This window comes from Archaeoglobus sp. (genome assembly GCF_017656475.1).
Classification (GTDB): Archaea; Halobacteriota; Archaeoglobi; order Archaeoglobales; family Archaeoglobaceae; genus Archaeoglobus.
In genome coordinates this window covers 72,191-85,819 of record NZ_JACDNT010000001.1, presented here as the reverse complement: position 1 = coordinate 85,819, position 13,629 = coordinate 72,191, and the positions used below count along the sequence as shown (strand labels likewise).

The window sequence follows — 13,629 nt, the reverse complement described above, 5'->3', positions numbered from 1 at the left end:
CTAGAAATTATTTTGATATAAAAGCAATCTTACTGATGATCAAAAACTTTTAAATACATCACTTCATTTTTGACCTTGGTTTGTCAATTTCGGAGGTGAAATGGTGGTCAAAATAGAGCACGGCAGATTGCAGGAGCACCCGATAGTTGATTTCAAGAGAGGTAAGGAAGTGACAATATACTTCAACGACCAGCCAGTAAAAGCTTACGAAGGGGAAACTGTTGCAGCAGCACTTTACGCTGCGGGTGTAAGGGTTTTCAGCCGTTCTTTCAGATGGCACCGCCCTCGCGGCTTTTTCTGCGCAATAGGAAAATGCTCTGCATGCATGATGGAGGTCGATGGGATTCCAAACGTCAGGACATGCAAGGTTTACGTAAGGGACGGAATGCAAGTCAGAACCCAGAGCGGTTTGCCAGATGCTGAGAAGGATGTTTTTTCGATTCTTGACGATGTAATTGACAAGGTGTTTCCTCACGGAAGTCACTATTCCAAATTCACAACCTCAAAGAAAGTAAGGGAATTCATGGTTAAAAGGATGAGAAAGTTCACGGGGTTCGGCAACCCACCAAGGGCAGTGTTTCAGGGCAGGGCCGAGCTGGAGGAAATAGAGACCGATGTGCTTGTGGTAGGTGGCGGGCCGGGAGGGATGTCTGCAGCGATAAACGCTGGAAAGTACGGGGCGAAGGTTTTGCTCGTGGATGAGAATCCATTTCTTGGGGGGCAGCTTGTTAAGCAGACGCACCGCTTCTTCGGCTCTGCAAAGGAAAGGGCTGGAACGAGAGGTATAAGGATTGCCGGCATCCTTGAGGAGGAATTGATGGGTATTGAGAACGTTGAGGTGAGAAAAGAAACGAGAGTTTTCGGAATTTACAACGGTGAGGCTGGAGCTTATCAGAGGCTGAATGATGATGAAGGTAAGCTTTTGAGGATTAGGGCAAAGAAAATTGTTGTTGCAACCGGAGCTTACGAGAGAACGCTAATATTTGAGAACAACGACTTGCCGGGTGTTTACGGTGCCGGTGGTGTGCAGACTTTGATGAATGTCTACGGTATCAAGCCGGGTAACATGGGTTTGATTGTAGGTTCCGGAAATGTCGGTCTTATACTCACCTACCAGCTCATGCAGGCTGGAGTCAATGTGGCTGCAATTGTGGAGGCAATGCCTCGCATTGGTGGTTATTTTGTCCATGCTGCAAAGGTAAGGAGGCTCGGTGTGCCTATTTACGTGAGACATACAATTTTGAAGGCTAAAGGAAGGAAAAGCGTTGAAGGTGCTGTTATAGCCAAGCTTGACGACAGGTGGCAGCCTATTCCCGGCACTGAAAAGGAGATCAAATGCGACTTCATCTGTGTTGCTGTTGGTCTCTCACCAACCCACGAACTCCTGTATCAGGCTGGTTGCGAGATGAAGTTCGTTCCAGAACTTGGTGGGATAGTTCCATTGAGGTCGAAATTCAACGAGACGAGTGTAAAAGGGCTTTACGTTGCCGGTGATGTTGCCGGAATTGAAGAAGCGACTGCAGCGATTATGGAGGGAAGAATTGCGGGAATTCATGTAGCGGTAACCCTTGGCTATGGCGGAGAGGAGGCGAAGAAGGAGCTTGAGGAGGCAGTGAAGGAGATAGAGGAGTTCAGGGCAGGACCGTTCGGAGAGAGGATAGTTAATGGTTTGAAGAAGTGCACTCTTGAAGACGAGGTGATATCATGAGCCTCGGATACCTGGAGAGAGGTTATCTGGAAAAAGAAGAGCTTCCACCGTTTCCAAGTGAGGAAAGACTGAAAAAGAAGACCGTTGCCTACATTGAGTGTCCGCAGCCTATCCCATGCAGTCCATGCTTTGAATCCTGCCCTGCAAACGCCATTGAAATGAAGAACATCAACGATCCTCCGAAAGTTGATTATGAGAAATGTACTGGCTGTATGAAGTGCATCCGCGTCTGTCCCGGGCTGGCAATTTTCATGCTCAGGCTGAGGGATGATGGAATGGGAGAGGTCACGCTGCAGTACGAGTTTCTGCCATGGCTGAAGAAGGGAGACAGGGTTAAGCTCTACAACAGGAAAGGAGAGGAGGTTGGTGAAGGTGTTGTAAACTGGGTTCTTCCACCGGAAAGAAACGACAACACGTCTCTTGTCAGAGTTGAAGTTCCTGCCGAGCTGATTTTCGAAGTAAGGGCTGTTAGGCCAGTGGGGTGAAAGCATGAAGGACAGAAAGGTCGTCTGCAGGTGTGAAGATTTAACCGAAGAGGAAATCGTCCATGCAATTGAGCTTGGTTACGATGACTTGGAAAGCCTTAAGAGGTTTACAGGAGCTACTACTGGCCCCTGCCAGGGCAAGGGCTGTTTGATGCACATTCTCAGAATTCTCAGCCAGAAAACTGGCAAGAGTGTTGATGAGATTGGCGTTACCACGCAGAGACAGCCCGTTAATCCAGTCCCGCTTTACATCCTTGCTGCAAAGAAGGGTGATGAAGAATGAAAGTCGCTGTAATTGGCGGTGGAGTTGCGGGACTGTCGGCTGCATACTTTTTGGCAAAGAGTGGAGTTAACGTAAAGGTTTTCGAGCAAAAATACCTTCTTTACGGAGCAAGCGGAAGAAACTCAGGAGGTTTAACGGTTCAGTTTAACAGCGAGCCTCTTATCAGGCTTGCAAAGAGAACGCTTGAGCTTTACGACTCCATCCAGTCCGAGGTGGGATTCAACTTCCTTTTGAGAAGGGATGGATACGTCAAGATAGCCGGTGAGGGAGAAGAGTCTGAACTCAAGAAAGAAGTTGAATTTCAGAGGAGGAACGGGGTAAATGTTGAGTTGATGGAACCTGAGTTCGTCAGAGAGCTTTTCCCGGACATAAACACCTTTGCGTTCAGTGTTGCCAGCTACTATGCTGACGGTGGAGTTGTATTTCCGTGGCCGGTAGTCTGGGGACTTGCCAAAGGGTGCAGGGAGCTTGGTGTTGAAGTTTACGACTACACGCCTGCTAATGTCGAGCTTAAGGGCAATGAGCTGGTTGTGAAGGCCAATGGGGAAAGCTACAAAGTCGACTACGTGATAAACGCCGCTGGAGCATGGAGTGATGAAATAAGCAAGCAGGTGGGGGTAGAGCTTGGAAACAAGGTTTACAGGGAAGAGATTTGTGTAACTGAAAGTCTCAAGCCCTACGTTGACCCGTACATCATGGATATCTCTACAGGGGTTTACTTCAGCCAGTCCATGAGAGGTGAGATTGTCGGAGGTATTCTGGGCAGCGAAACCACCACACTCGAAACAAAAGCTTCTCTTGACTTCCTCACAAGTTATGCGAAAAGAATCACAGAACTCGTGCCGAAGTTGAGGGGCATGGCTATTCTCAGGCAGTGGGCTGGACTCTACGATGTTGGCAGGAATGGAATACCGGTAATAGGAGAAACAAAAGTCAAAGGATTCATTCAGCTCAACGGATTCGGAAGGCATGGCATGTCCCTCGCCTTGGCCGCAGGAGAGGGCGTGGCTGAGCTAATAACGAAGGGTAAAAGCTCGATAATTGAACCCTTTAAGCCCTGATATTTTATTTTTGCCGTTATTTTATAATTTTTAAGTCCTGAGGCGGTTTTAATGATAGCCTATAGTAATGATGGACTATGGTATAATTTCATCGTTTTACATCAATGAATGCGAGATAGCAAAATACTTATAGTATGCGATGCCTATACAAATTACTTCTTTCAAGGTGAAAACATGTCCCAAGATATCAGAGCAGTAGAAATCGTAGGAGGGTCTTGATTGCTGTGCCGATACTCATGGCACTAATTTTACTTGTTTACGCAAACATAACCGGCAACAGCATTGAAATAAGCGGTTCAGGATTTTGCATTGGTACGATAATTACGTGTGGACTGGTGTTAGTCATTTATGCTGCTGTGAAAGAAATAAAAAAGTAATCAGATATAATAAATTCTAAGGCATAATAAATCTAAGGCAACTTGTACTACAAAAGTATTACAATCCTAACCCTTTTCTTTCCCTTTTGAACAGTGAAACCATGGGCTACACATTCGTTAAAGGAAAAGGCGACATCATTGAGCTGGCAAAAGGTAAGGCAGCATTTGTTCTCGTCGTCGGAAACACGAAAACCGCCAACATTGAGGGCATTACAGTTGCAGGAGCGAATCCTGAACTCGTAAAGTACACTCCACCAGCCGATGCAGAGCTACTTTATCACGGCAGGTGTCTTTCAATCGACGGTGTTCCGGCAACACCTGATGGTAAACCAACGCCGGCACTTATAACCTACACAGTTTTGAGACTCACATCCATTCCCCTCTTCGTTGTGAATTCGGGGCTGATGGTTCCACCCAAGATCCCTTACATCGACTTGAACGCGCCTGTGGGGGAGAACATTGCAGAAAAGAGGGCGATGGACAGGCAAAAAGTTGAGGAGGTAATTGAAAGGGCAAGGATTGTAGGAAAGCAGATTTCAAAGCTCTCGGACGTTTTGGTCATAGGAGAAAGCATTCCTGCTGGAACCACAACAGCGGCTGCAGTTTTAAAGGCTCTCGGATTGAAAGATGCAGTGTCATCAAGCATGCCTGAAAACCCAGTTGAGCTTAAGAGGAAGGTTGTGGAAAAAGCAGTTGAAAGGATTGAGAGCAACGATCCGATTGAGGTGCTATCTGCTGTTGGTGATCCAGTAATGGCTGGAGTGATAGGAATCGCCTTTGGTTCTGAGAAGCCCGTTATCCTTGCTGGCGGAACTCAGATGGTGGCAATTGCCAACCTTATGGCAAGAATGGGTGAAGTTGAGGCGGTGATTGCCACAACGAAGTACGTCAGCGAAGATGGCAATGCTGACCTCTCCCTCTCCCCTTATCCTGTCGTTGTTGCAGACCCTCTGCTTGGAAAATCCAGGTATCCGGGCTTGAGAGCGTACGAAGAGGGCTTTGTAAAGGAGGGTGTTGGAGCAGGAGGAATGACTGCTGTTGCTTACGTCCGTGGCATATCTCCTGAAAAATTTTTGGATGAGATAGAAAAGGATTATGAAAAGATTGTACTGTGATTTCCATTTTTTACAATTAATACCGATTATTAACCAAAAAATTTAAATAGTAGCTATTATCAAACATTAAAATAATGTCTCAATTTATTCTCCTGAAACTAAACGAGAGGGGAAAAATTATCGAAGTGTCGGGGATACCAGGGCTCAAGGGGAAGTACTTTTATGAGGTTTTTAAGTTCGAAAGTGAAGGTAGAAGGCAGCTTGCTAGATACAACGGGCTCACATTTAAGGTGACAAAAGTAAATACTGAGGATGGCCAAATCTGTGTTTTAATTCCGGAAAGAGGTGAAAATGCTCTCGATTATCTTCCGGTTGGTGTAGCCATTGTTCAGGATGGTGAAATCGCTTACTCAAATAGCACTTTCAGTAAGTTTATTGACGGGGATCACTACGTGGAAAAGTTTCTCAATATTGTTTCTTCTCTTCCCGATAGTTTGAAAGATGTTGTGAGAAGAGAGTTAGAAATCACTACAGAATTCGGCGAAGAAAAAAAACTTGAGCTGATTGTTTCGGCTGGATACTACATGGGTAAAGATGCGTTGATTTGCGTTTTGGTTGATGTCACAAGAGACAGAGAGTTTGAGAATTTGTTTTTAACTCTGACAAAAAAGGCCTTCGTCGTTGTTTACATTATCCAGGATGGGAAATTTGTATTCCTCAACGAGATGGCCTCCAATTTAGGCTACTCTCTCGAAGAGCTTTACCACATGAATCCCTTCGACTTAGTCCATCCTGAGGACAGGGAGCAAATTGTGGATAATTACGTTAGAAGACTCGCAGGAGAGTTTGTTGAAGTTCCCTACAGGTTTAGACTTGTTGCCCGAGATGGCAGAATACTTTATGTTGACGCAATAGCCGCGCGGGTTAATTTTAAAGGAAGACCTGCGGTTATGGGAATGCTAATCGACAGAACTGAGGAAATGCAAAATCAGGAAAAGCTCAGAATGTACGAGATGTTTTTCAGAGAGTCAAAGGACATGTTCTTCATCCTTGACAGAAAAGGTAGATTCATCGACGTTAACCCGAGATATGCGGAAATACTTGGTTATGGTAAGGAAGATTTGCTGGGAAAGACGTCACGTTTTATTGCTCATGAGGAGGACTTAGCGGTTCTCAGGGAAAATTTTGCGAGAGTGTTAAGAGGGGAAAGCGTGAAGTTCACCTTCAGGGCTAAATCCAGGGATGGCAGTATAAGGTTTGTTGAAGTGGTCGAGTGGCCAGTGTTTAGAAACGGTGAGGTTACAGGGGCTGAGGGTGTTACCAGAGATATTACAGAGAGAGTGAGAACAGAAGAGGAGTTGAAAAAGAAAAACCAGCTGCTCAGGATAATAAGTGAAGTCAATGAGCTTATTTTAAAGGAAAGAGATGAGTACGCTCTGCTGCAGAAGGTTTGCAGATTTTTCTCGAAGATTAAAGATATAGACTCATGGGCATGGATTATCGATGGAAACAGCATAATTAAGGCAACACCTCTCGCACCGGAGTGTTCTCTTGCCGAAAGGTCACAGGATGGAGTTGTGAGATTCGAGGATTGCGAGTGTCCTTTGAATAAAGCAAAAAGCTTGGCTGTACCTATCAAGCACAACGGAAACGTTTTTGGAGTTCTCGTCCTTTGCAATCTTGGCAGCTTGACTGATGAGGAGATTAAGATTCTTGAAGAACTCGGAACAAATCTGGGTTTTGCTATATCCTCTTACAGGGCTGAGAGGGACAGAAAGATTGCCTTCAACCTCCTGCTTGAAAATCTGAATCAGCTCGAGTCACTTGCAGACAGGCTGAGAAACCCGGTAGCAATTATTTCGGGATATCTTGAAATAAGGGAAGATATCGGATATGAAAGGACTTTCAAAGAGATCGAGAACCAGGTTGAGAGAATCAACAAGATTCTGGACGATCTGAGACTCCAGGAGACGCTCACTTACTTCATTCTAAGAGGGGAAAAGTATAAATAGTCTCAGGACAGGTGTTGTGAAATTTGAAATGAGGTGTTGAAATTGAGTGAATTTGGACGTGAATTTGGCCGTGCGCCACCTGTGGAGGTTGGAGATATTAGAGAAGTGAGAATTGAAGCGGTAGGTTCGGAAGGAGATGGAATAGCGAAGGTCGATGGCTTCGTGGTGTTCGTACCGGGAGTCAAAGTGGATGATGTGGTAACGATCAGGATAACGAAAGTACTTAGAAAGTACGGATTCGCTGAAGTTGTTGAGTGAAAAATAAAAAATTAAAGCTTGTTCAGAAGCTCTTCAATATTATTTATCAGCTCTTTTATTTCTTTTATCTCTCCTTTCATCTCTTCGATTTTGTCGTAGCCCTCGTCCTTGACCATTGCTCCGTACTGTGTCGGAACAATTATGCCGGACTGCTCAAGCACGCGCAAAGAATACCTTATTCTGTGCTTGGGCAAGTTTAATATGTCCGACAACTTAAATATTCCGATAGGTTGCTTCTCCATCACTGTCTTGAGCACCTCAAGATGCCTTAGCACTATTTCTGCCTCGGACTTCAATTTTCTGAACACCATAATAATGGTAGTAAGCAACGTATATAAAAATTATGTTAGCAATTAGTCTGCCTTTTAAGTGCAATGTCAACCAATTTCCGCGACCTCGAGAACTTCAAGGGGAATGCGTGGCATTCTCTTTCCGATTTCGTACTTTGCAATTTTCGACGCATGTTCAGCGCTCTTTGCATTAAAAACCTTCATTTCGAGTATCAGACCTACTAAAGCCACACCTGCAACCATGAAAACAGCCTTCAACGGGCTGTTGCATTTTGGGCATGCTGTGTCGCCAACATCTATTTTGACAAAATCCAAATCGGGGTTGAGCTTTTTTCCTGCCTCAGCGACGGCTATGTTCATCGCATCTTCAACACTCTTTGCCTTTCTTACAATCCATGCTGCTTGCAGAACAACGAGGTAGTCGGGCATCTTGGTGCAGTCTTACCTTTCGATTTTAAAAACTGTTGTGTGGTGTATAATTATTCTTCCAGCGTATTTTTGCACGCCCTTATCCTTTTCCTAATGTTCATTCCAGATTATTAAAAAGGTAAACTTAAATTTTTTGGATATATAAGCTTCAAACCGCTAAAAATAAAGAAAGGCTTTTATGTTGAGTAAATAAAAGCAGGAGTGATGTCGGAGAATGTTGCTGTTATAGGAGTAGGGCATTCTAAGTTTGGAACAAGGAAGGACGTGAACATCGCAGAGTTATGCTGGGAATCGATGAGACCCGCTTTTGAGACAGCCAATCTTGAGCCCAAGGATATCGACTTCTTCGTTGTAAGCAATGCAGGGATGTGGAGCAGTGAGGCAGCAGTTCCGGCCCTTATAGCAGAGTACGCTGACCTTGCACCGAAGGGATCTATGAGGGTTGAGGCTGCGTGTGCGAGTGGTAGTGCTGCAATCAGAATTGGATATACTGCCGTAAAGTCAGGGATGGCTGACATCGTGCTCGTCCTTGGTGTGGAAAAAATGCAAGAATCACCCAATCCCAACGTTATCGAGCTTATCGGAAGGTTCGGAAGCTACTTCTGGGAGTTCGAAAACTTTGGATTGACGTTTCCCGCTTACTACGCCCTTCACGGCACGGCGTACATGATGAAATACGGCGCAACTGAGGAGGATTACGCCAGGGTTGCAGTGAAGAACCACTACTACGGTGCTAAGAACCCGTACGCACAGTTCCAGAGGGAGATTGACATTGAAACGGTAATGAAAAGCCCGTACATTGCATGGCCTTTCAAGCTGTTCGACTGCTCTCCAATAACTGATGGCTCAGCGTGTGCAATTCTCGCCAGCGAGGAGAAAGTCAAGGAGCTTGGAATCGATGAGAAAATCTGGATTCTTGGTCAGGGTGTGGGAACCGGTACAGCAAATCTCAGCAGGAGGGAAAGCTACACATCTCTGGCTTCAGCCACTTATGCTGCCGAGCAGGCTTACAAGATGGCCGGAATTGATATGGATGATCCAACAAAGTACCTTGATGGTGCCAACGTCCACGACTGCTTCACGGCTCCTGAAATCATAGCCTACGAGGATCTAAGGTTCTGCAAGAGGGGAGAGGGGTACAAGCTGATAAGAGAGGAGCAGACGTACATCGGCGGAAAGATTCCCGTAAACATTGATGGTGGGTTGAAGGCAAAGGGACACCCCATTGGAGCTACGGGAGTGAGCCAGGCGGTAGAGGCTTACAAGCAGCTCCTGCAGAAGGCTGAACCCGGAAGGCAAGCAGACATCAACAAAGGGAGATGGCTGGCCCATAATGTCGGTGGTACAGGGCATTACACCTATGTGACCATTTACGGACTCGAGAAGAGGTGATTATTGATGAAAGAGGAGATAAAGAAGGTTATTGAGGAAACCGGATTTCCAATTGTTCAGGATGAGAAAAGTGGAGCAGCTCAGTGGGTTGACATGAGAGAACTGAGGCTCAGCTACATCATCTCGGTTGAGAATATCAAGCCATTTTACGAGGGGCTGAAGGAGGGCAAGTTACTCGGAACAAAATGCAAGAAATGTGGGAGGCTCTTCTTCCCACCGCAGAAAGACTGTCCAAGCTGCTTTGATTCCGACATAGAGTGGGTGGAGCTTAAGAATGAAGGGACACTCGAAACTATGACTGTTGTATTCGTCAGGCCACCGTCCTTCGGCATGTACGACCCATATCCAGTGGCTATCGCAAAGCTTGACGATGGGCCGAAAATCCTCGCATGGTATAAGGGCGACCCCCAGCAGGCTAAGCCCGGAATGAGAGTTAAGGTTCAGGTGTGTAAGAGAAAGGAAGGTTATGTAATGTATGAAATCGCACCTGCATGAGGTGGGAGTATGGAGGTAAAAAAGGTTTGTGTTCTCGGCGCAGGAGCAATGGGAAGCGGAATTGCCCAGGTGTGCGCCACTGCAGGTTATGAAGTGTGGGTTAGAGATATAAAGCAAGAGTTTCTGGACAGAGGAAAAGGTGCCATTGAGAAGAACATACAGAGGGCTGTAAGCAAGGGAAAGATGACTGAAGAGAAGGCAAAGGAGATACTGGGAAGAATTCACTTCACTCTGGACATGGAGGAGGCAGTAAAGGATGCTGATTTGGTTATCGAGGCTGTGCCAGAAATAATGGATTTAAAGAAGCAGGTTTTTGCAGAAGTACAGAAGTATGCCAAGCCGGAGTGCATCTTTGCAAGCAACACGTCCGGACTGAGCATAACTGAACTCGGAAACTCTACCGACAGACCTGAAAAGTTCCTGGGGTTGCACTTCTTCAACCCACCACCTGTAATGGCTCTTGTTGAGGTCATCAAGGGTGAGAAGACAAGTGATGAGACGATAAAGTTCGGTGTTGAGTTCGTTAAGAGCATCGGCAAGGTGCCAGTGGTTGTTAAGAAGGATGTCGCAGGGTTCATCGTGAACAGGATTCTCGTTCCGTATCTGGTTCTCGCAATCGATGACGTTGAGAAGGGCGTTGCAACCAAGGAGGAAATTGATGCAACGATGATGTACAAGTATGGCTTCCCCATGGGTCCAATTGAGCTCTCAGATTTCGTCGGACTGGATATTCTCTACCACGCAAGCCAGCAGTGGGACATCGTGCCACAGTCAAAGCTTCTTGAAGAGAAGTTCAAGGCCAACGAGTTGGGCATGAAAACCGGCAAGGGATTCTACGACTGGAGTGCGGGAAGGCCAAAGATTCCGCAGGAGCTTGCTGGCAAGTATGACGCTGTTAGGTTAATCGCTCCAATGGTGAACATCGCAGCTGACCTCATAGCGATGGGCGTTGCAGATGCAAAGGACATCGACACTGCTATGAAGCTCGGAACGAACATGCCCAAGGGGCCATGTGAGCTTGGCGACGAGATAGGTCTTGACGTCATCCTTGCAAAGGTTGAGGAGCTTTACAAGGAGAAGGGGTTTGAGATTCTCAAGCCATCCGAGTATCTGAAGAAGATGGTTTCCGAGGGTAAGCTGGGAGAGAAGAGCGGAGAAGGATTTTACAGCTACGGCAAGGGCGAGATGACCTTCAAAAACTTAGAAATTGAGAAGGATGCTGAAAGCAAGATCGCAAAGCTCATAATAAACCGCCCGCAGAGGCTCAACGCTCTCTCCCTAGACACGCTCGACGAAATCTTTGAGGCACTGAGGCTGCTTGAAAAAGATGACGATGTTAGAGTTGTTGTAATCACTGGAGCTGGAGACAAAGCATTCTCAGCGGGCTTTGACCTGCAGACAGCGATGCAGGCTCCAGACTTCTTGGCTCCGGCAAACTCAATGATGGTTGCTGCAAAGGGACAGTGGGTTTTCACGCAGATTGAGAGGTTCCCCAAGCCTGTCATTGCTGCGATCAACGGATACGCTTTCGGTGGAGGCTGTGAGCTTGCACTTGCGTGTGACTTCAGAATAATGAAGAAGGGTGCCAAGATTGGCTTGACAGAGATAAGTCTAGCACTCATTCCGGGATGGGGTGGAACGCAGAGACTGCCAAAGATTGTTGGTATGACGAAGGCAAAAGAGATGATAATGCTCGCAAGGAGAATTGACGCTGATGAGGCGGAGAGAATCGGACTGGTTAACAAGGCTGTCGATCCAGAGAAGTTCGAGGAAGAAGTAATGGCTCTTGCCAAAGAGCTTGCCGCTGGACCACCAGTAAGCCTCAGGGCTGCTAAGTATGCAATCAACTTTGGTGCTGAACTGCCGGCTGAGATAGGCCAGTACATCGAGGCTGGAATGTTTGCGGTTGCCACCTCAACTCAGGATGTGATGGAAGGAGTTTCAGCATTCTTCCAGAGGAGGAAACCTGAGTTCAAAGGAAAGTAAAAATTCACCTTTCAAATTTTTAAAAATAGGAAATTTTTTATTCAGTTTTCTTCATCATGGCAAGGAGGTGGTTGAATGAAAATAATCGTACTTGCAAAGCACGCCCCGGATCCAGAATCAGAGATTAGCGTTGCCAGTGACGGAAAGAGCATAAGCCAGAGCGGTCTGGTTTACGACATAAACGACTGGGACAGGTATGCAGTTGAGGAGGCAATAAGAATCAAGGAGGAGAAGGGAGGAGAAGTGGTTGTTGTAGGTGTTGGCACAAACTGTGACGACACTCTCAGGAAATGCCTTGCAATGGGAGCAGATAGAGCAATTAAGATACCCGTTGACACATCCTTTGACGCGTACCAGACCGCTGAAGTTATAAAAGAGGCTATAAAAGATGAGCAGTTCGACATGATTTTCGCCGGGCTGATGAGCCAGGACTTGAACAACGCGCAAGTTGGTGTTTTGCTGGCTGCAATGCTGGATTTGCCTGTAGCAACTGCTGTTGCTGAGCTTAAGGTTGAGGATGGAAAAGTTATTGCGAGAAGAGAGCTTGAGGGAGGATATCTGGAGGAAGTCGAACTCTCTACACCTTGTGTGCTAACCATTCAGAGCGGTATCAACGAGCCGAGATACGTCTCAATTATGGGTATAAAGAGGGCTAAGTCCAAGGAAATGAAGGAAGTTAGCGTTTCTCCAAGCGTCTCAACTCTCGAGATCGAGAAGATGTACCTGCCGCCAGTCAAGAAGGCAGAGATGATTGAAGGTGATCCCTCACAGATTGCGGAGAAGATTATTAAGATACTCAAGGAGAGGGGGTTGGTATAATGAAGGTGTTCTGTGTTGCTGAATACAGATTCGATGAACTAAACCCGCTCAGCGTGGAGCTGCTCAACCTTGCCAACCAGATCAAAGGAGATGGCACAGCTGAGGCTGTTGTGATCGGCAAAGATGTTGGCAAGTATGCCGAAGAGCTTGCAAAGTATGCGGACAAGGTCTGGAAGGTTGAGGATGACAGCCTGGAGAACTACACACCCGACCTTTACGTTGATGTTCTGTTGCAGCTTGCTGAGAGAGAAAAGCCCGATTTGATTCTCATCGGCAACACCGCCCAGGGTGGAGAGTTTGCCCCCTACCTTGCAGCAAAGATGAATGCTCCAATAGCAACCGATGTTGTAGCGGTTGACGTAAGTGATGGGATCAAAGTTTCGAGATACTTAATGCAGGGCAAGCTGATGGTTGACCTGAAGCTAAAGTCCACCCCTGCTGTCCTAACAATCAGGCAGGGTGTGTTCAAGGAGGGACAGGAGGTCGGTGGAGAGATTGTTGATGCAGGAATAAAGCCGGGCAAGGAGTCAAGGAGAAAGTTCATAACCTTTGTCGAGCCGGAGGTTGGAGAGGTTGACATTACACAGGCTGACATAATAGTTTCGGTTGGAAGAGGTATTGAGGATGCATCGAACATAGAGCTGGCAGAGGAGCTTGCAGAGCTTCTTGGTGGTGTTGTAGCGGGAAGCAGACCAGTCATAGACAGCGGATGGTTACCGAAGGACAGACAGGTCGGTATTTCAGGAAAGGTCGTGAAGCCTAAACTCTACCTCGCTTTGGGTATCAGTGGTGCATTCCAGCACATAATGGGCATGAAGGACAGTGAGCTAATTATCGCCATTAACAAAGACCCAGAAGCGCCAATATTCGGTGTTGCTCATTATGGAGCCGTTGCTGACCTTTTCGATGTTGTGCCGGAGCTTATTGAAAAGTTAAAGGAAATTAAGGGTTGATTTTTAATTTTTATTTTTCCCCAAGT

General features: G+C 46.4%; 15 protein-coding genes. 13 read left to right on the top strand and 2 right to left on the bottom strand.

What is annotated here, in order from left to right; genetic code table 11:
- Positions 1–100 precede the first annotated feature (100 nt).
- The 8 genes from H0Z19_RS00470 to H0Z19_RS00435 all read left to right on the top strand — a co-directional run bounded on the left by H0Z19_RS00470 (position 101) and on the right by H0Z19_RS00435 (position 7,239).
- Positions 101–1,708: an FAD-dependent oxidoreductase gene (locus tag H0Z19_RS00470; RefSeq protein ID WP_290722750.1), complete on the top strand. Its 1,608-nt coding sequence runs from the start codon at positions 101–103 to the stop codon at positions 1,706–1,708.
- Entirely contained in the window at positions 1,705–2,193 is a 489-nt protein-coding gene (locus H0Z19_RS00465) for a 4Fe-4S binding protein (RefSeq protein ID WP_290722749.1), read from the top strand. The genes H0Z19_RS00470 and H0Z19_RS00465 overlap by 4 nt, the downstream gene beginning before the upstream one ends.
- A gap of 4 nt (positions 2,194–2,197) precedes the next feature.
- Positions 2,198–2,476 carry a (2Fe-2S)-binding protein gene (locus tag H0Z19_RS00460; RefSeq protein WP_290722748.1) on the top strand — a complete coding sequence of 93 codons (279 nt, stop codon included), beginning with the start codon at positions 2,198–2,200 and terminating at the stop codon, positions 2,474–2,476.
- A complete protein-coding gene (locus tag H0Z19_RS00455) occupies positions 2,473–3,537 on the top strand; it encodes an FAD-binding oxidoreductase (protein WP_290722746.1) in 1,065 nt (354 codons plus the stop codon). The genes H0Z19_RS00460 and H0Z19_RS00455 overlap by 4 nt, the downstream gene beginning before the upstream one ends.
- A 236-nt stretch (positions 3,538–3,773) precedes the next feature.
- A complete protein-coding gene (locus H0Z19_RS00450; RefSeq protein ID WP_290722745.1) occupies positions 3,774–3,914 on the top strand; it encodes a hypothetical protein in 141 nt (46 codons plus the stop codon).
- 101 nt (positions 3,915–4,015) lie between these two features.
- Positions 4,016–5,029 (top strand): nicotinate mononucleotide-dependent phosphoribosyltransferase CobT, encoded by a 1,014-nt coding sequence (gene cobT / locus H0Z19_RS00445; protein WP_290722744.1) that lies wholly within the window; start codon positions 4,016–4,018, stop codon positions 5,027–5,029.
- Between the two features lie 74 nt (positions 5,030–5,103).
- Positions 5,104–6,981, top strand: a complete 1,878-nt coding sequence (locus H0Z19_RS00440) for a PAS domain S-box protein (protein WP_290722743.1) — start codon at positions 5,104–5,106, stop codon at positions 6,979–6,981.
- Between the two features lie 36 nt (positions 6,982–7,017).
- A complete protein-coding gene (locus tag H0Z19_RS00435) occupies positions 7,018–7,239 on the top strand; it encodes a TRAM domain-containing protein (protein WP_048064610.1) in 222 nt (73 codons plus the stop codon).
- A gap of 11 nt (positions 7,240–7,250) precedes the next feature.
- Here H0Z19_RS00435 and H0Z19_RS00430 read toward each other — a convergent pair whose 3' ends face one another.
- Positions 7,251–7,550, bottom strand: coding sequence for a hypothetical protein (locus H0Z19_RS00430; RefSeq protein ID WP_290722740.1), 300 nt, complete (start codon positions 7,548–7,550; stop codon positions 7,251–7,253).
- 66 nt (positions 7,551–7,616) lie between these two features.
- Positions 7,617–7,958, bottom strand: a complete 342-nt coding sequence (locus H0Z19_RS00425) for a DUF555 domain-containing protein (RefSeq protein ID WP_290722739.1) — start codon at positions 7,956–7,958, stop codon at positions 7,617–7,619.
- A 204-nt stretch (positions 7,959–8,162) separates the two neighbouring features.
- On the opposite strand from H0Z19_RS00425, the gene H0Z19_RS00420 reads away from it, so the two are divergent.
- The 5 genes from H0Z19_RS00420 to H0Z19_RS00400 all read left to right on the top strand — a co-directional run bounded on the left by H0Z19_RS00420 (position 8,163) and on the right by H0Z19_RS00400 (position 13,603).
- Positions 8,163–9,350, top strand: a complete 1,188-nt coding sequence (locus tag H0Z19_RS00420; RefSeq protein WP_290722738.1) for a thiolase domain-containing protein — start codon at positions 8,163–8,165, stop codon at positions 9,348–9,350.
- Between the two features lie 6 nt (positions 9,351–9,356).
- Entirely contained in the window at positions 9,357–9,845 is a 489-nt protein-coding gene (locus H0Z19_RS00415; protein ID WP_290722737.1) for a Zn-ribbon domain-containing OB-fold protein, read from the top strand.
- Between the two features lie 9 nt (positions 9,846–9,854).
- On the top strand, positions 9,855–11,831 hold the full coding sequence (locus H0Z19_RS00410) for a 3-hydroxyacyl-CoA dehydrogenase/enoyl-CoA hydratase family protein (protein ID WP_290722736.1): 1,977 nt from the start codon (positions 9,855–9,857) through the stop codon (positions 11,829–11,831).
- A gap of 75 nt (positions 11,832–11,906) precedes the next feature.
- Positions 11,907–12,650: an electron transfer flavoprotein subunit beta/FixA family protein gene (locus tag H0Z19_RS00405; RefSeq protein WP_290722734.1), complete on the top strand. Its 744-nt coding sequence runs from the start codon at positions 11,907–11,909 to the stop codon at positions 12,648–12,650.
- Positions 12,650–13,603 carry an electron transfer flavoprotein subunit alpha/FixB family protein gene (locus H0Z19_RS00400; RefSeq protein WP_290722732.1) on the top strand — a complete coding sequence of 318 codons (954 nt, stop codon included), beginning with the start codon at positions 12,650–12,652 and terminating at the stop codon, positions 13,601–13,603. The genes H0Z19_RS00405 and H0Z19_RS00400 overlap by 1 nt, the downstream gene beginning before the upstream one ends.
- The last annotated feature ends 26 nt before the right edge of the window (positions 13,604–13,629 follow it).

What these genes read in the sequence shown, in the direction of transcription:
- H0Z19_RS00470 (WP_290722750.1), top strand. Translation starts at nt 101, where the DNA reads ATGGTGGTCAAAATAGAGCACGGCAGATTGCAGGAGCACCCGATAGTT.
- H0Z19_RS00465 (WP_290722749.1), top strand. Translation starts at nt 1,705, where the DNA reads ATGAGCCTCGGATACCTGGAGAGAGGTTATCTGGAAAAAGAAGAGCTT.
- H0Z19_RS00460 (WP_290722748.1), top strand. Translation starts at nt 2,198, where the DNA reads ATGAAGGACAGAAAGGTCGTCTGCAGGTGTGAAGATTTAACCGAAGAG.
- H0Z19_RS00455 (WP_290722746.1), top strand. Translation starts at nt 2,473, where the DNA reads ATGAAAGTCGCTGTAATTGGCGGTGGAGTTGCGGGACTGTCGGCTGCA.
- H0Z19_RS00450 (WP_290722745.1), top strand. Translation starts at nt 3,774, where the DNA reads ATGGCACTAATTTTACTTGTTTACGCAAACATAACCGGCAACAGCATT.
- cobT (WP_290722744.1), top strand. Translation starts at nt 4,016, where the DNA reads ATGGGCTACACATTCGTTAAAGGAAAAGGCGACATCATTGAGCTGGCA.
- H0Z19_RS00440 (WP_290722743.1), top strand. Translation starts at nt 5,104, where the DNA reads ATGTCTCAATTTATTCTCCTGAAACTAAACGAGAGGGGAAAAATTATC.
- H0Z19_RS00430 (WP_290722740.1), bottom strand. Translation starts at nt 7,550, where the DNA reads ATGGTGTTCAGAAAATTGAAGTCCGAGGCAGAAATAGTGCTAAGGCAT.
- H0Z19_RS00425 (WP_290722739.1), bottom strand. Translation starts at nt 7,958, where the DNA reads ATGCCCGACTACCTCGTTGTTCTGCAAGCAGCATGGATTGTAAGAAAG.
- H0Z19_RS00420 (WP_290722738.1), top strand. Translation starts at nt 8,163, where the DNA reads ATGTCGGAGAATGTTGCTGTTATAGGAGTAGGGCATTCTAAGTTTGGA.
- H0Z19_RS00415 (WP_290722737.1), top strand. Translation starts at nt 9,357, where the DNA reads ATGAAAGAGGAGATAAAGAAGGTTATTGAGGAAACCGGATTTCCAATT.
- H0Z19_RS00410 (WP_290722736.1), top strand. Translation starts at nt 9,855, where the DNA reads ATGGAGGTAAAAAAGGTTTGTGTTCTCGGCGCAGGAGCAATGGGAAGC.
- H0Z19_RS00405 (WP_290722734.1), top strand. Translation starts at nt 11,907, where the DNA reads ATGAAAATAATCGTACTTGCAAAGCACGCCCCGGATCCAGAATCAGAG.
- H0Z19_RS00400 (WP_290722732.1), top strand. Translation starts at nt 12,650, where the DNA reads ATGAAGGTGTTCTGTGTTGCTGAATACAGATTCGATGAACTAAACCCG.